Source organism: Gordonia sp. 'Campus' (assembly GCF_022206305.1).
Lineage (GTDB): Bacteria > Actinomycetota > Actinomycetes > Mycobacteriales > Mycobacteriaceae > Gordonia.
In genome coordinates this window covers 9,372-28,976 of record NZ_JAKOIW010000034.1, presented here as the reverse complement: position 1 = coordinate 28,976, position 19,605 = coordinate 9,372, and the positions used below count along the sequence as shown (strand labels likewise).

Here is a 19,605-nt window from a genome sequence, read left to right as displayed (position 1 = left end):
GGTCACCACCCAACCCCAGGGAGTTCCCATGCACAGCGATCTCTTCGCCCCGTCGCACGCCGAGGTCACCGGGCAGGGCATCCAGAAGCAGGGCAGCAAGATGTGCCGGGTCGGCCTGTCCGGCGAGGTGATGGCCCGCACCGGTTCGATGGTCGCGTATCAGGGAGACCTGCGCTTCGAGGCCCTGGGATCCGGCGGGCTCGGACGCATGATGCGTCAGGCCATGACGGGTGAAGGGGTCCCGCTGATGAAGGTGACCGGCCGCGGCGACCTGTTCCTCGCCAACGCCGCATCGGACGTCCACCTAATCGACCTCGACGGCAGCGACGGCCTCACCATCAACGGCGCCAACGTGCTGGCCTTCGACTCCTCGCTGTCCTACGACATCGCCCGCGTCCAGGGCGCAGGCGCGATGAGCAACGCCGGGCTCTTCAACTGTGTGTTCACCGGTCGCGGCCGCATCGCTATCACGACCGACGGCACACCCGTCGTCCTCAACGTCGACGCCGCGACCTACGCCGATCCGCAGGCCGCGGTCGCGTGGTCGTCGAGCCTGCGTACGTCGGTGAAGTCGAACGATTCGTTCAACCTCGGCACGCTCATGGGCCGCAGCACCGGTGAGCGCTTCACCCTCGCCTTCTCCGGTCAGGGTTTCGTCGTCGTGCAACCGTCCGAGCTCCCGCCGGGCGGGTTCATCGGCGGGACGGGCGGCGGTGGTTCGGCGGGTTCCGGCGCGGGCGGGGTCCTCGGCGGAATCCTCGGCCGCTGACCCGACCGGGATTCTGTAGCGAAAACCGGTGCCATAGGCCATCTTTCGCTACTAAACACCCGACGGCGGGTATCGTCGACGCCATGCCTGAAGCCTCCGCGACCGTCCTCGTCCAGCAGCCCGTCGACACCGTCTGGGAGTACTGTCTGATCCCCGACCACGTCGCAGCGCTGACTCCCGGCGTCGTCCGCGTCGAACGGGTCACCGACGGGCCGGTCTCCGTGGGGACCGTCTGGCGGGGCCAGATGAAGGGCCTGGGCCGGGCGGTCGACTGGACCGGCGAGTTCACCAGGGTCGACGCGCACACGGCCACCGAGTTCCGCTCCACCGAGTCACCGCTCGAGTTCGCCATCACCGCGACCTTCGCGGAGGTTCGTCGCGGCGTCGAACTGACGTACCGCATCCGCAACGCGGGGATGGGCGGGGCGGTCGGCAAGGTCGCCGATGCACTCGCGATCCGGGCCTACCAGCGATCACTCGCCGCCAACGCGAAGAAGTTGCCGCGCCTCGTCGAGGAGTGGGCCGCCACCCGCTGACAACAGTGGCCCCACCTCGCAACGCGAGATGGGGCCACTGTTGGCGAATCGGTAGTGACAATGCGCGCTATACGCGCATTGTCGCTACGAAATCCGGGGGGTGAAGATCACCAGCTGGACTTCTGCACACCCGGCAGCTCGCCGGCATGTGCCATGTCCCGCAGGCAGATACGGCACAGGCCGAACTTGCGGAACACCGAGTGCGGGCGACCGCACTTGTTGCAGCGGGTGTAGGCCCGCACGGCGAACTTGGGCTTCTTGTTGGCCTTGTTGACCAGAGCCTTCTTTGCCATCAGTTGTCCTTAACGTTGTTGTCCTTGAACGGGAAGCCCAGGGCACGCAGCAGCGCGCGGCCTTCCTCGTCCGTGGTGGCCGACGTCACGACGGTGATGTCCATACCGCGGGGCCGGTCGATGTTGTCGATGTTGATCTCGTGGAACATCGACTGCTCGTTCAGGCCGAACGTGTAGTTGCCGTTGCCGTCGAACTGCTGGTCCGACAGTCCGCGGAAGTCGCGGATACGCGGGAGGGCGATGGACACGAGGCGGTCCAGGAACTCCCACATACGGTCGCCACGAAGAGTGGCGCGGGCACCGATCGGCATGCCCTCACGCAGCTTGAACTGTGCGATGGACTTACGTGCGCGGCGGATCTCCGGACGCTGGCCGGTGATCTTGGCCAGATCCTCGACGGCGCCGTTGATCAGCTTCGCGTCACGGGCGGCGTCGCCGACACCCATGTTCACGACGACCTTGACGACGCCCGGGATCAGCATCACGTTGGGGTAGTCGAACTCTTTGTTCAGCGTGTCCTTGATCTCCTCGCGGTAGCGAGTCTTCAGGCGCGGCTGGATCTTCGTTCCGGCGGAGCTTGCGGAGCCGGTCTCGATTTCAGAAGTGGTCATGTCAGATGTCCTTCCCGCTCTTGCGCGAGATCCGGACCTTCTTGCCCGTTTCCTCGTCGACGCGGTAGCCGACGCGGGTCGGGTTGCCGTCGGAATCCACGACCATCACGTTCGAGACGTGGATCGAGGCTTCCTGGGTCACGATGCCGCCGGAGGAGGCACCGCGCTCGTTGGCCGACGCGGCGGTGTGCTTCTTGATTCGGTTGACGCCCTCGACGAGAACTCGCTGCGTCTTCGGGAAGGCCTGGATGACCTTGCCCTTGGCGCCCTTGTCCTTGCCCGAGATGACGATCACGGTGTCACCCTTGTGCACCTTCATGTCAGATCACCTCCGGTGCCAGCGACACGATCTTCATGAACTTCTTCTCACGCAGCTCGCGGCCGACCGGGCCGAAGATGCGGGTACCGCGGGGGTCGCTCTCACCCTTGAGGATGACGGCGGCGTTCTCGTCGAAGCGGATGTAGCTACCGTCGGCGCGACGGCGCTCCTTGGTGGTGCGCACGATGACGGCCTTGACGACCTCACCCTTCTTGACGTTGCCGCCGGGGATGGCGTCCTTGACAGTGGCGACGATCACGTCACCAATGCCGGCGTAGCGTCGCGAGGAACCGCCGAGCACGCGGATGCACAAGATCTCCTTGGCACCGGTGTTGTCGGCGACTCGCAGGCGCGATTCCTGCTGAATCACTCGTAGTCTCCTTGACCTGGCTTCTTATGTACGGCGGATTTCCGACCCGACGCACACGGTCTGTTGCCACCGAACACACGCCTGCCTGGGGTTTTGGGCCGGGATGAACACCCGGACCACCACCACCAGTGGGTTCGTGGGCCGATTCGCGACACGGCTGTGCCGCAGGCAACCCCACAAGTGTAGGGGAACGCGCAGGTCCCGGCCAAATCCCCGCTGCTCACCGATCGTCGGGTTTAGGGGGTCGTCCCATCGGGAAACATTTTTTCCGACCCAGACCCATCTGGTGCCATCGCCCACCCGAAGCACCCATGGGACGACACAGACAACCAACACACACCGTCCGGATTCCACGTGTGGCGTGGAACCGGACGCGCAGTACCCGGGGGCATGAAGTGCCGGGGGGCGATCGACTCTCGACCGAGAGTCAATCGAATCACCACGTCACCGGGGTCCATTGTTCAGTCCGACGCGCAAGCCGGCTCCCAGCTCCAGTGAGGGGCCATGCCGTTGTGCGCGCCAACAGGGGAGGCACGCGTGACCACTGACGACGCGATCCGGCACACCACCGACACCCGCGAGATCGACACCCGCGACACCGAAACCCGCCCGGACATTCCCATGACGGCGGCGCAGCGCGGCATCTTCTATGCCCAGCAGCTCGAGCCGGACGTGCCGATGACCATCGATGCGTTCATCGAATTCCGCGGCGACACTTCGCGACCCGGAAGCGACGACGGCGACGACCCGCTGGTCGACGTGGATCCCGACATCATGCAGCGCGCCATCACGTTGACCGGCCGCGAGACCGAGGCCGCACTGCTGCGTCTCATCCCGACCGATGACGGCGAACCGGTGATGGTGCTCGACGAGACCCACAGCGTGGTGCTGGGCCGCCACGACTTCTCCGACGCCGACGACCCGCGTACGGCCGCGCTCGCCTGGATCGATCGCCGGCGCTCGCAGCGCTCGGACCTGTTCGCCGACGACATCTTGGAGACCCATCTCCTGAAAGTCGGCCCCGGACACTCGATCTGGTACTGCCGCGGCCACCACATCGGTTTCGATGGCTACGCGGCGATGTACATGATGCTGCGCGTCTCGTCGCACTACACCGCAATCGTCAACGGCGGGCCCGCACCGATCGCGGACACGGCCACCATGTCCGACATCCTCGAGTTCGACCGGGCCTACCGGTCCTCGGAGAAGTTCGCCGCCGACCGCGAGCACTGGGCCAGCCGACTCGCCGACCTCCCCGACACGACCACCCTCACCAGCCTCTCCGACGCGGCCGCCCCGCTGTCGGAAATCCGCTCGGTGGATCTCCACGAGGACGTGGTCGCCCGGATCCGCGACCTCGGCCACGCCCACCGCGTACGCCCCGCGTCGGTGATCACCGCGGCCGTCGCCGCCTACGTGGCGCGCTACACCGACCGCGACGAGGCCATGCTGAGCCTCCCGGTCGCCGCTCGCGACCGCGACATCCTGCGCACCTCTGCCGGCCTGACCTCCAACGTCGTACCGCTGCGCATCCCGCTCGACGACTCGGCCACGGTCGCCGACCTCTTCACGAGTGTGAACGCGGAGATCAAACAGGCTGTGCGCCACCAGAAATTCCGGCACGAGGACATCGCCTCGGAGATCCTGGGCGCCGCCGGGATGAAGCGCGGTTTCTTCGGTCCGCTCGTCAACGTGATGCTGTTCTTCGACCACATCGACTTCGGCCCGCTGCGTGGCGAGGTCAATGTGTTGTCGACCGGCCCGATCGAGGACATCTCGGTCAACGTCTACGACAGCTTCGACGGCGGCATGAGTCTCGACCTCGAGGCGAACCCCAACATCTACTCGGCGGACGAGATCTCGACGCACCACGGTCGCCTCGTCGACTTCCTCGAGCGCATCGTCCGTGCGCCCGCCGACGCCCGGCTCACGACGCTCGACCTGCTCACCGACGACGAGCGGGCCGCTCTGCCGGCCCGTACCACCGGCGAGCGCATCGACCTCGGGGACACGACTCTCGTCGACCTCCTCGACGAGACCGCACGCAACCACCCCGACGAGGTGGCGATCGTCGACGCGCACAGCGCCGAGTCCCTCACCCACGGCGAGTTCGCCGATCGGTCGCGTGCACTCGCCGCAGCTCTCACCGGCCGGGGAATCGGCACGGAGAGCGTTGTGGCCGTGCAACTGTCGCGCAGTGTCGACCAGGTCCTCGCGCTGCACGCGGTCGTCCGCGCCGGGGCCGCATTCCTGCCCGTCGACCCGGCCGAGCCGGCCGACCGTCTCGCCCACATCCTGGACGTGGCCACTCCCGACCTCATCATCACCGACGATGTCCTCGCGCAGCTGCGTGCGGACGCCTCCGGCACGTCGCCCACCGCGACACCGCGGCCCGGCCACGCAGCCTATGTCCTGTTCACGTCCGGCTCGACGGGCAAGCCCAAGGGCGTCGTGATCACCCACCGCGCGATCGTCAACCGGCTCGCGTGGATGCAGTCGCGCTACTCGCTGTCGACCGCCGACCTCGTGCTGCAGAAGACCCCGTCCACCTTCGACGTGTCCGTCTGGGAGTTCTTCTGGTCCTTCATCTCCGGTGCCGGCCTCGTCGTACCGACACCCGACGGCCATCGCGACCCGTGGTACCTGCGCGACGTGATCGCCGACAACGGCGTCACCACCGTTCACTTCGTCCCGTCGATGCTGGCCGCGTTCGCGGCCGCACTGGACGCCGACGACTCGACGCACCTGGCGACCCTCCGCCAGATCTTCACCAGCGGTGAGGCTCTCACGCCCGCGACCGTCGCCGCCACCGCGCGGCTCACCGACGCCCCGGTCCACAACCTGTACGGCCCGACCGAGGCCGCCATCGACGTGACGCATCACGATGCCTGCCGCGCCGACGCGGCGATCGTCCCGATCGGCAAGCCCGTCTGGAACACCAGCGTCCGAGTGCTCGACCATCGACTCCGCCCGCAGCCCGAGGGCGCGATCGGCGAACTCTACCTGGGCGGCATCCAGCTCGCGCGCGGCTACCGCGCGCGCCCCGACCTCACCGCGGCCCGCTTCGTCGCCGGTGACGACGGCGAGCGTCTCTACCGCACCGGCGACCTGGTCCGGATGATGTCCGACGGTTCGCTGGAGTACCTGGGCCGCACCGACTCCCAGGTGAAGATCCGCGGCCAGCGCGTCGAGCTGGGCGAGATCGAGTCCGCGCTGAGCCGACTCGACGGCGTGACCGCCGCCGGTGTCGTGGTCCGCGACGACATGGTGGCCGACGCGCCGACGCTCGCCGGTTACGTCACCGGCTCCGCGCTCGGGGACCGCGACCTGCGCGCCGAACTCCGCTCGGCACTGCCCGACCACATGGTCCCCTCGGCGATCATGGTGCTCGACGAACTGCCGACGACCGCGAACGGCAAGCTGGACCGGCGCGCGCTGCCGCGCCCGGAGCTGCGCACGCGTCGCGAGTTCGTCGCACCTCGCACGCCGCTCGCCCGCCTGGTCGCGGACACGATCGCCGAGGTGCTGGACCTCGACGACTCCGAGATCGACGAGTCGTCGAGTATGTCGTTGCGCGACAACTTCTTCGAGATCGGCGGCACCTCCCTGTCGGCGACCCGGGTGGCGACCCGGTTGTCGCGCGCCACCGGACAGCGCATCGGGATCCGGACGATCTTCGACGCCGGGGATCTCGGTGGCATCGTCGACGCCCTCGCCGAACTGGGCGTGGACCCGGAGGCTCCCACCGGAGCCGACACCCGTGACGCCACCGGCGACCGGACCGCCCGATCAGGCCCCGTCCCGCTGTCGCCCGCGCAGCATCGTCTCTGGCTCGCGACCCGGCTCGATCCGGCGGGCTCGGCGACCTACAACATGCCCTTCACGGTGCGCCTCGTCGGCGACCTCGACCCCGCGGCGTTGCGCGACGCCCTCGTCGACGTGGTCCGCCGCCACGAGCCGCTGCGCAGTGTCGTGGCCGAGATCGACGGCGTCGCCTGCATCGCCGCGACTCCCCCGGAGTCGGTCGCCCTCGACGTGCCGGTCCTCGACGCCGCCGACGCGGCACGGCTGACCGATCGTGAGTTCGCCTCCGAACCCTTCGACCTCGGCTCCGACCTGCCCATCCGGGCGCGGCTCGTCCGCACCACCGACGACGATCACCGGTTGACCGTGGCCGTCCATCACATCGCGGCGGACGGATGGTCGCTGGCCCCGCTCGCCGGCGATCTCGCCACCGCGTACCGGGCGCGGCGCGACCACACCGAACCCCGGTGGGACGAGCTCCCCGTCACCTACTCGCAGATCAGTGCCGAGCGGCACGACTGGCTCGCCGAGAGCGACCATGCCGCAGCCGAACTCGACTTCTGGCGCGGCGTTCTGGGTGACGTTCGGGGCGAGACCGAGCTACCCCTCGACCGGCCGCGCGCCCGCAATGCCGGCAACTCCGGCTCCTCGGTGACGACCACCCTCTCCGCCGACGCGCACCGGGCGATCCGCGAACTCGCCGCCGGTTCCGACGCCACCGTGTTCATGGTGCTCCACGCCGCTCTCGCCGCGCTGCTCCGCAGTCAGGCACAGGCGTCCGACGTCGTCATCGGTACACCGGTGTCCGGACGCGGGGACGCCGACATCGACGGTCTCGTCGGCATGTTCGTCAACACGCTCGCGCTGCGGACCGACGTCGACAAGGACATGCCGTTCGCCGATCTGGTGACCCGGGTCCGCGACACGGACCTGAGCGCCTTCGACAACGCCACCATTCCGTTCGACCGCCTCGTGACCGATCTCAACCCGGAGCGCTCGGGTAACGTCCACCCGTTCTTCCAGGTGTCGCTCGCACTCGAGGATCGGTCGGCGATCCAACTCGACTTCGCCGGGCTCACCGCGACCGCGTCGCGCGTGGACACCGGTCGCGCCACGTTCGATCTGCAGTTCACCTTCACCGAACAGCACGACAACGAGGGCGCTCCTTCCGGACTCTCCCTTGAGATCGGTTATGCCACCGCATTGTTCGATCGCGACACGGTGGCGGGGCTGGCCTCGCGCCTGACGAGGATCCTGCACGCTGCGACGACGGATTCCGGTGCCGCGGTCGGCGATCTCCCCGTGCTCGATCTGCACGAGCGCCTCGATCTCGTCCCCGCGGTCGGCGAGGGTCGACGCCCCGTCTCGCACCTCACCCGCCTGCTGTCCGCAGCGGCGGAGTCGGCCCCGGACCGGGTCGCGGTGACCGACGGCACCCGGTCACTCACCTACCGACGGCTCGACGCCGCGTCGAATCGGTTGGCGCGTGTGCTCATCGGCGAAGGCGCCGGACCCGAACGCCATGTCGCCGTGGCACTGCCCCGCGGGGTCGACTGGATGATCGCGATGTGGGCGATCGCCCGCACCGGCGCGGCCTGGGTCCCGGTCGATCCGGCATACCCCGCACAACGCATCGCCCACATGCTCACCGACTCCGGCACACGGCTGTTGGTCACCGACCGCGCTTCCGATCCGCACGCCGGCACCGATGCGGTCGGCACCGATCTCCACACGGTCGTCGTCGACGATCCCGCGGTGGTCGACCGGGTCGAGTCCGCTTCTGCGGCACCGGTGTCGGATGCGGAGCGCCACGGGGTCCTCGACGTGGACCAGCCCGCCTACCTCATCTACACCTCGGGAACGACGGGAACGCCGAAGGGCGTCATCGTCAGTCACCGCGGCCTCGCCGACTTCGGTGCCCAGCAGGTCACCCAGTACGGCATCACTCCCGAGAGCCAGACGATGCACATGGCCTCGCCGAGTTTCGACGCGTCGGTCCTCGAGATCCTGATGGCCATCGCGGCGGGATCGACGATGCACATCGTGCCCCCGGGCATCGTGGGCGGCGCCGAACTCGCCGACCTGATGCGCGACGCGCACATCACCCACGCGTTCCTCACCCCTTCGGTGCTGACCACGATGTCCCCCCAGGACGTGCCGGATCTGCAGGCACTGGTCATCGGTGGCGAGCACCCGAACCCCGAGGTCGTCCGCACCTGGTCCGCGGGCCCCCGGTTGTTCAACGCGTACGGCCCGACCGAGACCACGGTCGTCGCGGCGGTGTCATCGCAGATCAGCCCCGACTACACGACGCTCACGATCGGACGGCCGATCCGCGGGATCTCCGCGGTCGTGCTCGACGAGCGTCTGCGCCCGGTCGCGCCGGGCGCGGTCGGCGAGTTGTACATCGCCGGTGAGCATCTGGCGCGCGGTTATCACGGCGTCCGCCCGCTGACCTCGAAGCGGTTCATCGCCAACCCGTTCGGCGAACCCGGCGAACGGATGTATCGGACCGGCGACCTCGTGCGCTGGACCGTCGACCACGAACTCGAGTTCCGCGGCCGCGCCGACCATCAGACCAAGATCCGCGGTCACCGCATCGAGCTCGGTGAGATCGACGCCGCTCTCGTGGCCGACGACGCCGTTCGCGCGGCGGTCACCACCACACACGGCGAGGGCGACCGGGCGTATCTGGTCTCCTACGTGACGATGGTCGACGCGGCCTCCGGACACGCCGCCGACGTGCGGGAGCGGCTCTCGGAGCGGCTGCCGCGGCACATGATCCCCTCGACGGTCATCGAACTCGACGAGATCCCGACGACCCCGATCGGCAAGGTCGACCTGCGCGCACTGCCCGCACCGGACGCGACGTCCCCGGTCGGCACCGTGCACTACGTGGCGCCGTCGAATTCGGCCGAGCAGGCCGTCGCCGACCTCATCGCCGAACGTCTCGACCTCGAACCCGGCACCGTCGGGCGTCATCACGACTTCTTCGATCTCGGCGGTAACTCGCTGCTGGCCACGCAGATCGTCGGCGCACTCGAGAGTCTGACGGGCCGCCGCATCCCTGTTCGTGAGATCTTCGATCATTCGACGGTCGCCGGCATCGCCCGCCTGAGTGGCACGCTCGAGGGCGACGTCGACACGTTCCCCGAATCGCGAACCCTGCCGCAGCTGCGGCACGATCCCGAGGCCCCGGTTCACCCGGGACCCGCCCAGCAGCAGCTGTGGTTCCTCAACCAGCTCGCGATCGGCAACGACCCGATCGGTGGTTCGACGGCGGCGACCACCGAGATCGACCTGCCCGATGCCGCACTCTCCGGTGCCATGCTTTCCGGTGCCACGCTTTCCGGTACTGTTGCGTCCGGTCAGAATGACTCGGCCACAGCCGATTACGCCATCGCCTTCGCCCTGGATCTGCGTGGTGACCTCGATGTCGACGCGCTGGCCGGCGCGATCCGGCATGCCGTGGACCGCCACGAGATGCTGCGTACCGTCTACCCCGATCACGACGGGCGACCCGTACTCGACGTCCGCCCCGCCGACGAGGTGCGCCTCGACTTCGAGGTCGTCGACACCACCGCCGCCGACTGGCCGGACCACGCCCGGGCCTTGGCCCGCCGGCCCTTCGACCTCACCGTCGACGTGCCGCTGCGTACCGTCCTTCATCGGATCGACGGCGATCCCACCCACCACAAGTTCACGATCGTCATCCATCACGTCGCGGCCGACGGATGGTCGATGGCACCCCTGCATCGCGACATCACCCGTGCCTATGCGGAACTGCGCGCCGGCGCGGACGAGGTCACCGCGACCCCGTTGCCGATCGACTACCGCGACTACCTGCGCTGGCAGGCCGACCACCTGGACGCGCAGACCGATCTCGCCGACTGGTGGCGGGCCGAACTCGACGGGATCGACGTCGGCCCGGCGCTCCTCCCCGACGTCCCGGCCGGTGCGGTCCGGTCCGCGGGCGTCGTCGAGGTCGACTTCGGACCCGAATTGCGCCGCCGGTTGACCGATCTGGCCGACGGCCGCGCGACCGAGTTCCAGAGCGTGCACGCCGTGTTCGCGGCCGTGCTGCACCGTCTGCACGCCGATCCGCAGGTGCACATCGCGGGTACACCGTCGGACATCGTGATCGGCACCCCCGTCGCCGGTCGCACCGATCCCCGCCTCGCCGACATCGTGGGCATGTTCGTCAACTCCGTCGTCCTGCGGACGCCGGTGAACGGCCGCGAGGGCTTCGCGACCCTGCTCGACTCGGTCCGGCATCGCGACCTCGAGGCACTCTCGCAGGCCGACATGCCGTTCGAGCAGATCGTCGCCATGCTCAATCCGCCTCGCACGGGCCACCATCCGGTGTTCCAGATCGCGCTGGCATTCGATGCGGGGACCTCCGACGGGCCCGGCGCACACAACCGGGTCGAACTCCCCGGCGTCGACATCGCGGCCGAGGAAATCGACACGGCCGCAGCGCGTTTCGATCTCGAGCTGCGGTTGCGCGACGGTCGGGCACGCTTCACCTACGCGACCGACGTCTACAGCCACGAGCGCATCACCGCGCTGGCACGGATGTTCGTCGACCTGGCACACGCGGTCGCCGACGATCCGACGGCGCCACTCGACGACCTGGCGCCGCATGCACCGGCCCGCACGCCGGCCGTTGCCCACCGCGACAACCCCGTCGAACCGCGGCACCTCGCCGACATCATCGCCGACACCGTCGCCGCCCACCCCGACCGGATCGCCGTCGAGGACGGAACCCGCACCCTCACCTACGCCGAGATGGACCGCGTCTCCGGGCGCTGGGCATCGACTCTGCTCGAACTCGGCATCGGCACCGAGGACGTGGTCGCGATCGCCGTCGACCGCAGCCTCGAATCGGTCCTCGCCACCTGGGCCGTCGCCAAGACCGGCGCAGCCGCCCTCCCGATCGACATGCGCTATCCGACAGATCGGGTGGCACACATGATCTCCGACTCGGGCGCCTTCATCGGCATCAGCAGCACCGACCACCGCGCCGACGTGCCGCACGACATCTGGTGGCTGACCCCGGAGGACCTACGGTCCGGCGCCGTACCCGAAGGCCCCCACAACGACCGGCACATCGACTCGGTGGCCTACATCGTCTACACCTCGGGTTCGACCGGTGCCCCGAAGGGCGTGAGCGTGACCCACCGTGGCCTCGCCGCGTTCAGCGCCACCCAGCGCGACCGCTACGAGGTCGGCCCGGGCGACCGCACGCTGCTCTTCGCCTCCCCCGCATTCGACGCCTCGATGCTCGAGTTCCTCCTGGCCGTCGACTCCGGCGCCACGATGGTGGTCGCACCGACGACCATCTATGGCGGCGACGAACTGGTCGAGTTCCTCGACGAGCAGGCGGTCACGCACGCGTTCATCACCCCGTCCGCGCTGGCCGCAGCCGCACCGCACCCGCTCCCCCACCTGCGAAGCCTGGGTGTCGGCGGCGAGGCGAGTACCCCGGAACTGGTGTCGCGCTGGGGAACCGGACGCCGCTACATCAATGCCTACGGCCCCACCGAGACCACCATCGTCGCCGCGATGTCGGCACCGCTGCGTCCGGGTGAACCCATCACGATCGGTACACCGGTGCTCGGCTGCACCGCGCTCGTCCTCGACCACCGGCTCCGTCCGGTCGCCGATCACGTCCCCGGCGAGCTGTACCTCGCCGGGCCCGGGGTGGCGCGCGGATACCTCGGCCGCCGCGGACTGTCCGCGGGCCGGTTCGTCGCGTGCCCCGGCGCCGACGGCGGCGTCATGTACCGGACGGGCGACATCGTCCACCGCGACGCCGACGGTGCGCTCACCTACCACGGGCGCAGCGACAACCAGGTGAAGGTGCGCGGCTTCCGCATCGAACTCGACGAGGTCAGCGCGGCCCTGGCGACCGCCGACGGCGTGGACTTCGCGACCACCGTCGTACGGGGCGAGGGCGCATCGGCCACCCTCGTCGGTTACGTCACCCGGACCGGCGACACCTTGGACACGACCGACGTGCTGGACACGGTCCGGCGACTGCTGCCCCGCCACATGGTGCCGTCGGCGCTCGTGGTGCTCGACGAGATCCCGTTGACCGACAACGGCAAACTCGACCGCCGAGCACTGCCCGAGCCGTCGTCGAGCAGCGTGTCCACGACCGGCCGTGCACCGCGGACCGACACCGAGGCCGCCCTCGTCGACGTGGTCGCCGATGTCCTCGGGCTGAGTCCCGGCGATCTGGGCGCGACCGACGACTTCTTCCTGCTCGGCGGCACCTCGCTGCAGGCGACCACGCTCGTCAGCCGCATCAACCGGGTCCACGCCGGCGAGCGGTTGCGCGTCCGCGACGTCTTCGACCACCCGACGCCCGAGTCCCTCGCCGAGCTCGTCGTCCTCCCCGCCGGCTGGGAACCGGCCGCCGACGCCCCGGCGGTGCGGGCACCGCGGCCCGACCGTTTCCCGCTCGCACCGGTGCAGCGTCGCCTGTGGTCGATGGCGGCGGCCGACCCCACCTCGACCGAATACCTGATGCCCTTCGTGCTGCGTCTGCGCGGCGAGCTCGACGTCGACGCCCTGCGCGGCGCGCTGGTCGACGTGGTCACGCGGCACACGAGCCTGCGGACCGTGTTCGAACCCGGCGAGAACGGGCCCGCCGGACGGGTTCTCGACGATGCGTCTGCAGTCGTCGGAGAGCTCACCCCGGTGACTCCCGAGAGGCCGAACACCGAGGGCGTCCTGGCGGAGGTCGCGCGGTGCGCGACGACGCCGATCGATCCGACGCGTGAGGCCCCGCTGCGGGCGACACTCCTCGTCGATCCAGACCACGTGAACACCGCCGACCACGGTGCGCGCGGACACCTGCTCGTGCTCGTCGTCCACCACATCGCGGCCGACGGCGCGTCGATGCCGATCCTCGTCGGCGATCTCGCCCAGGCCTACCGCGAACGGCACGCCGGTCGCGTCGAGGGCTGGACCGAGGCCGAGGTCGACTACCGCGATCACGCCCTGGAGAGCGCCGCCGACCCGGCATCGGAGGACGACCTCCGGTTCTGGACCGACCACCTCGCCGGGGCACCGGCGGAGACGACCATCGAACCGCGGACCGGTGCACGGATGTCGAGCGGAGCCCGCTCGGTGACGATGCAGCTACCGGCACACACACGGGCCGGCCTCACCGCCTTTGCCCGCGAGCAGTCGACGACGCCGTTCTCCGTGATGCACTCCGCGCTGGCCATCCTGCTGCACCGGATGGGCGTCGGCGACGACCTCGTCATCGGCAGCCCGGTCGCCAATCGCACCGGCACCACCGACGCGGTCCGCGACTACGGCGACGTCGTCGGGATGTTCGTGAACATGGTGCCGCTGCGCACGCAGCTGCGCAGCGCGGAGACCGTCGCCGCGGCCGTGCGCCGAATCCGCGATGCCGACATCGACGCACTCGATCACCGCGGCACGCCGTTCGACGACGTGGTGAGCGCACTCAACCCCGAGCGTGCACACGGGCGCCACCCGATCTTCCAGGTCGCACTGTCGGTGCACGACTACGGCTCCGGCGCTCCCGCGCCGATCGACGGTGCGCATGAGCTGACCGGGACCACCATCCCGATGGCCGACGGACTGACCGCGGATGTCGCCGAGTTCGACTCCCCCGCCGCCAAATTCGATCTCCAGTTCACGATCACCGGCATCAATGCCGGCGCCGCGGACACCGACGGGGGGAACGACGCCGCCGCCCTGCAGATCACCTACGACGCGTCGCGCTACACCCACGACGACGCGCAGCTGCTGGGCACGCGCCTCATGCGGGTCATCCGGGGCATCCTGGGCGACCCCGGCCGCGCGGTCGGCGACCTGCGCATCACCGACCCGCTGGAGGTCGCCGAACGCACCCCGGCGCTCGGCCCGCGCGCCAAGGCGCCGGCGACCTTCGCCGAGCTGATCGCCGACGCCGTTCGCCGGAATCCCCACGGACTGGCCGTCATCGGTGAGCCCACGGAACCCGGTGGCGATCCCGAGACGCTCACGTACGCCGAGCTCGACGCCCGTTCGAACCGACTGGCACGCGTGCTGCTCGGCCGGGGCATCGGCGGGCACGACTCCGAGGGCACGACCGCCCCGCGAGAGCCGGTGGTCGCCATGGCAGTCGAACGGTCCATCCATTCACTGGTGGCGATCTGGGCGATCGTGAAGGCGGGCGCCGCCTACGTACCGGTCGACCCCGCCTACCCCGCCGACCGCATCGCCCACATGCTCGAAGACAGCGGCGCGCAGCTGGTCGTGACGACCTCGGCCTCGCGGGACCGGATCGCGGAGAGCGCGGCCGGAAACGCCATCCCGACACTGGTTCTCGACGAGGCGCCGACCCGCACGCGGATGAAGCACTCGTCGCCGGCACCGATCACCGATGCCGAACTGGCGGCGACGATCCGGCCGGATCAACTGGCGTACATCATCTACACGTCGGGTTCCACCGGCCGGCCCAAGGGCGTCCTGGTGCCGCACTCGGGTCTGCGTGCGGTGCACGACGAACTCGCCGAACGGATGGGACCCGGGCCCACATCGCGCGTGTTGCACTTCGCCTCACCGAGTTTCGACGCATCGGTGCTGGAGATGTTGCTGGCGCTGGCCGGGGCCTCGGCCCTGACCGTCGTCGGATCGCAGGTGTTCGGCGGGGAGTCGCTGAGCGACTTCATCGACTCGCGGCAGGCCACCCACGCGTTCATCACCCCCGCCGCGGTCGCCAGCATGGACCCGGCCGCGGTGCCGTCGCTGCGGGTGCTCGCCGTCGGCGGCGAGGCCTTCGGCGCCGACCTGGTGCGGCGCTGGTCGCCCGGCCGGACGATGCTGAACGTCTACGGTCCCACCGAGACGACGATCATCACGACGGGCAGCCGCTCGCTGACCCCGAACACGCCGTTGACCATCGGCACCCCCAACAACGGGGTCGGCGCACTGGTCCTCGACGAGCGGTTGCATCCGGTACCGCCCGGCGTCACCGGCGACCTGTACCTGATCGGTGCTCAGGTCACCCGCGGCTACCACGGCCGTCCCGGGCTCACGTCCCTGCGGTTCGTGCCCGCCCCGATGGTGACCGGACCGCGGTTCGCCGGGCAGCGGATGTACCGCACCGGTGACCTCGTCCGCTGGACCGACGACGGCCAGATCGTGTACGTCGGCCGCAGCGACACCCAGGTTCAGGTCCGCGGTTTCCGCATCGAGCTCGGCGAGATCGACGACGCCCTCGCCGCCGAACCCGACGTCGACTTCGCCGTCACCCTGGTGGACGGTTCCGGTGCCCAGGCCACGCTGCGCAGCTACGTGACCGTCACCGCCGGTGCCGAACCCGATCCGGCGGAGCTGCGTCGCCGGGTGGCACGACGTCTGCCGCGTCACATGGTCCCGGTCTCGATCTCGGTACTCGACGTCATCCCGCTGACGCCGACCGGCAAGCTCGACCGGGCAGCGCTGCCCGCCCCCTCGGTCGCGACGTCACGGAGGCGACCGGCCCCCGGCATCGAGGAGACGATCGCGCGCGTCTTCGCCGACGTGCTCGACGTCGACGCGGACGGCATCGGCGCCGACGACGGCTTCTTCGACCTCGGCGGCAATTCGCTGATGGCCACCTCGGTGACCAGCCGGCTGACCGAGCTGACCGGGCAGGACGTCGCGGCCCAGGCACTGTTCGGGGCGCCGAGCCCGGCCGAGCTCGCGGCCCTGCTCGACGGGTCGACGGCGCACTCGCAGGGCGCAGGCGGCGCGTCGACGTCCGGCCTGGACACGCTGCTGCCGCTGCGTCGCGGTCCCCGCCACTCCGACGAGTCCGGTGAGCCGCCGCTGTTCGTGGTCCACCCGGCCATCGGGTTGTCGTGGAGCTTCACCTCGGTGCTGCCCCACGTACCCGCCGGCCGCGGGGTCTACGGGCTGCAGCATCCGGCGCTGTCCGGCGAGCCGTGCCCGCGCACCCTCGCCGATCTCGCCGCGGCGTACGTCTCCCGGATCCGATCGGTGGCCCCGCACGGCCCGTACCACCTGGTCGGCTGGTCGCTCGGCGGGCTCATCGCCCACGAGATGGCCGTTCAGCTCCAGGACGCAGGCGAGACCGTCGAACGGCTCGTCGTGCTCGACAGCTACGTCGTCGCCGAGCGGCCGGACCTCGACACCGAGGCCTCGATCGCCGAGCTGATGCGCGAGTTCGGGCTCGATGTGCCCGAGGCATCGGCGAGCGCGGAGGATGACGGCGAGCCCAGCGTCGCCGACGCCTACCGAATCATCTGCGAGGCCGGGGGTGCACTCGGCGGGCTGACCGAGGAGACGCTGGCGACGGTCCACGAGGTCTTCCGCCACGCCTCACCCCTGGCCCGCAATTGGCGGCCACGCGTCTTCGACGGTGATCTCACCTTCGTGACGGCGACCGAGGACGCACACGACGGACCACCTGCCGTCGCCGACTGGGCCGACAAGGTCACCGGTCGGATCGTCGAGGTCGAAACAGCCAGTACTCACGCACGCATGCTGTTGCCGGAGAACGTATCCGAATGGGTGCACGTAATCGGCCGACCGGATTCCCCGGGGGCCACCGCGCAGGAGAGGGAGTCATGACGAATCCGTTCGACGACACCGAGGGGACCTTCCGAGTCCTCGTCAATCACGAGAACCAGCACTCGCTCTGGCCGGACTTCGCGCCGGTGCCCGACGGCTGGCGCATCGTCTTCGGCCCGTCCGGCCACGACGAATGCCTGGAGTACGTCGAGGAGAACTGGCGAGACATGCGTCCCGCCAGCCTCATCCGGGCGATGGAACGTTCGCAGAACAGTGAGAGGGAGGCCACTCATGGGGCGGCACAGTATGGATGACGTCAAGCCCGGCACCGAGGACGGCACAACGGTCGGTGGTCCGGAACGCGATGCTGTGGAACGCGATGCTTCGGCACGCAACGCACTGGAACTGCGCGGATTGCGGAAGACCTTCCGCACCGGCCTCTTCGGCCGGGGCCGGGCGGTGCACGCGCTGAACGGTCTCGACCTGACGGTGCCCGCCGGAACCGTCCACGCCCTGCTCGGACCCAACGGCGCGGGCAAGACGACGACGGTGCGCGCAGTCGCGACGCTGATGGTCCCCGATGAGGGAACCGTCATGGTCGACGGTGTCGATGCCATCGCCGACCCCGGTGCGGCGCGCAAGATCATCGGTGTCTCCGGACAGTACGCGGCCGTCGACGGCAATCTGACCGGCTTCGAGAACCTCCGGATGGTCGGGCAGCTCTACGGACTGTCCCGCGCCGAGGCCTCCACGCGCGCAAGGGAACTGATCGCCGACCTCAATCTCGAGGATGCCGCGGACCGTCCGATGCGCACCTATTCCGGCGGGATGCGCCGCCGACTGGACCTCGCGGGCGCGCTCATCAACCGCCCCTCGCTGGTCATCCTCGACGAACCCACCACCGGGCTCGATCCCCGAGGACGCCGCCAGATGTGGGAGGTCATCACCGACCAGGTCGCGAACGGTGCGACCGTGCTGTTGACGACCCAGTACCTCGAAGAGGCCGACGCGCTCGCCGACGAGATCACCGTCATCGACCACGGCACCATCCGGGCCCAGGGCAGCGCCGCCGATCTCAAGGCGGCCACCGGTGGATCGATCCTCACCGTCGAGGTCGACACACACTCGGGATCGGCGGAACCGCAGGACGAGCTCGTCGCGACGACGCTGGCCGAGATCGGTCTAGGCATGCCCGAACGACTCGAGGCCGAGACCGCCGGACACCCGGGATCGAGCGGTACCCGGTGGTCGATTCCCGTCGACAACGGAACGCGTAGCGCCGTCGAGGCCGTCCGCGCACTCGACGCGGTCGGCATCGACGTCGTCGACGCCACCGTCGCCACCCCGACGCTCGACGACGTGTTCCTGACCCTCACGGAGCGGAACACGCACGCGGGCGGCGACGCCGGCGGTGACCGCGGTGTCGGAACACCGACGGAGGCCGCCGACGTCGAGACCACCACCGTCATCCCGAAGGTGTCCGACGCCGATCCCGACCTCTCCCACGCCCCGACGACCCGATCGGATCGACTCCATGCTCACTGACACCGCAGTCCTGGTCGAGCGGAACCTGCTGACCGTCAAGCGCATCCCGACACTGCTCATCAGCGCCACCGTGCAGCCGCTGATGTTCGTGTTCCTCTTCGCCTACGTCTTCGGCGCCACCCTGGGCGGCGGCACGTACCGCGAGTTCCTCATGGCCGGCATCTTCACCCAGACGGTGGTGTTCAACGCGGCCTTCACGACCGTGGGCCTGGCCAACGACACCTCCGACGGGATCGTCGACCGCCTGCGGTCCCTGCCGATGTCGCGTCTGGGAGTCATCAGCGGACGGGTCACCTCCGACATGCTCCTCGGCATCGTCGGCCTCGCCGTGATGGTGGCCTGCGGCCTCGCCATCGGATGGCGGGTCCAGGGCAGCGCGGGCGACGCCGCCCTCGCATTCGGCATCATCGGGTTGTTCGCCCTCGCGATGGCCTGGGTGGGCGCGGTGACGGGACTCGCCGCCCCCAATGTCGAGGCAGCGCAGAGCATCGGCTTCCTCTGGATGTTCCCGGTCACGTTCTTGTCGAGTGCCTTCATCTCCGCCCAGAGCCTCCCCGGCCCGCTCCGCGCGATCGCGGAGTGGAACCCGGTGACCGCCGTCGCGACGGCGTGCCGGCAGCTCTTCGGCAACGAGGCCCCGCCGACCTTCCCCGAGGCGACCGGCTGGGTCGCCGACCACGCGGTCGCCTACTCGGTGGGTTCGGCGCTCGTCATCCTGGCGGTGTGTATCCCTGTGTCACTGATCCTTTACCGACGTTCAGCAAATCGGTGATCCAGGATCGCCGGAGAAAACACGATGCGTTCGTTACCGTGGGA

The 19,605-nt window shown here is 69.5% G+C and carries 10 protein-coding genes; 6 read left to right on the top strand and 4 right to left on the bottom strand.

Annotated features, from left to right (window positions below; all coding sequences use genetic code 11):
• Positions 1-769, top strand: a 769-nt coding sequence (locus MAY35_RS22540; RefSeq protein ID WP_238423512.1) for an AIM24 family protein, incomplete at its 5' end; no start/stop codon positions are given.
• 83 nt (positions 770-852) lie between these two features.
• Positions 853-1,305, top strand: a complete 453-nt coding sequence (locus tag MAY35_RS22535) for an SRPBCC family protein (protein ID WP_238423511.1) — start codon at positions 853-855, stop codon at positions 1,303-1,305.
• 107 nt (positions 1,306-1,412) lie between these two features.
• Here MAY35_RS22535 and MAY35_RS22530 read toward each other — a convergent pair whose 3' ends face one another.
• Genes MAY35_RS22530 through rplN form a run of 4 tightly spaced genes read right to left on the bottom strand, consistent with a single transcriptional unit; the run spans position 1,413 to position 2,898 of the window.
• Entirely contained in the window at positions 1,413-1,598 is a 186-nt protein-coding gene (locus MAY35_RS22530) for a type Z 30S ribosomal protein S14 (protein ID WP_004019490.1), read from the bottom strand.
• Positions 1,598-2,209, bottom strand: coding sequence for a 50S ribosomal protein L5 (rplE, locus tag MAY35_RS22525; protein ID WP_238423510.1), 612 nt, complete (start codon positions 2,207-2,209; stop codon positions 1,598-1,600). The genes MAY35_RS22530 and rplE overlap by 1 nt, the downstream gene beginning before the upstream one ends.
• A 1-nt stretch (position 2,210) precedes the next feature.
• Positions 2,211-2,528, bottom strand: a complete 318-nt coding sequence (gene rplX / locus MAY35_RS22520; protein WP_005197643.1) for a 50S ribosomal protein L24 — start codon at positions 2,526-2,528, stop codon at positions 2,211-2,213.
• Position 2,529: 1 nt separating this feature from the next.
• Entirely contained in the window at positions 2,530-2,898 is a 369-nt protein-coding gene (gene rplN / locus MAY35_RS22515; protein ID WP_004019493.1) for a 50S ribosomal protein L14, read from the bottom strand.
• 537 nt (positions 2,899-3,435) lie between these two features.
• Between rplN and MAY35_RS22510 the strand changes: the two genes are divergently transcribed.
• The 4 genes from MAY35_RS22510 to MAY35_RS22495 are packed head-to-tail and all read left to right on the top strand — an operon-like array spanning position 3,436 to position 19,561.
• On the top strand, positions 3,436-17,304 hold the full coding sequence (locus MAY35_RS22510; protein ID WP_374238005.1) for an amino acid adenylation domain-containing protein: 13,869 nt from the start codon (positions 3,436-3,438) through the stop codon (positions 17,302-17,304).
• The gene (locus MAY35_RS22505; protein WP_238423509.1) at positions 17,301-17,558 is read left to right on the top strand and encodes an MbtH family protein; all 258 of its coding nucleotides are present in this window, start codon (positions 17,301-17,303) and stop codon (positions 17,556-17,558) included. Before MAY35_RS22510 ends, MAY35_RS22505 begins: the two co-directional genes overlap by 4 nt.
• The gene (locus MAY35_RS22500; protein WP_374238004.1) at positions 17,536-18,789 is read left to right on the top strand and encodes an ABC transporter ATP-binding protein; all 1,254 of its coding nucleotides are present in this window, start codon (positions 17,536-17,538) and stop codon (positions 18,787-18,789) included. Before MAY35_RS22505 ends, MAY35_RS22500 begins: the two co-directional genes overlap by 23 nt.
• The gene (locus MAY35_RS22495; RefSeq protein ID WP_238423508.1) at positions 18,779-19,561 is read left to right on the top strand and encodes an ABC transporter permease; all 783 of its coding nucleotides are present in this window, start codon (positions 18,779-18,781) and stop codon (positions 19,559-19,561) included. The genes MAY35_RS22500 and MAY35_RS22495 overlap by 11 nt, the downstream gene beginning before the upstream one ends.
• Positions 19,562-19,605: the final 44 nt, after the last annotated feature.

Coding starts and splice junctions, on each gene's coding strand:
- MAY35_RS22535 (WP_238423511.1), top strand. CDS start 853: ATGCCTGAAGCCTCCGCGACCGTCCTCGTCCAGCAGCCCGTCGACACC.
- MAY35_RS22530 (WP_004019490.1), bottom strand. CDS start 1,598: ATGGCAAAGAAGGCTCTGGTCAACAAGGCCAACAAGAAGCCCAAGTTC.
- rplE (WP_238423510.1), bottom strand. CDS start 2,209: ATGACCACTTCTGAAATCGAGACCGGCTCCGCAAGCTCCGCCGGAACG.
- rplX (WP_005197643.1), bottom strand. CDS start 2,528: ATGAAGGTGCACAAGGGTGACACCGTGATCGTCATCTCGGGCAAGGAC.
- MAY35_RS22505 (WP_238423509.1), top strand. CDS start 17,301: ATGACGAATCCGTTCGACGACACCGAGGGGACCTTCCGAGTCCTCGTC.
- MAY35_RS22500 (WP_374238004.1), top strand. CDS start 17,536: ATGGGGCGGCACAGTATGGATGACGTCAAGCCCGGCACCGAGGACGGC.
- MAY35_RS22495 (WP_238423508.1), top strand. CDS start 18,779: ATGCTCACTGACACCGCAGTCCTGGTCGAGCGGAACCTGCTGACCGTC.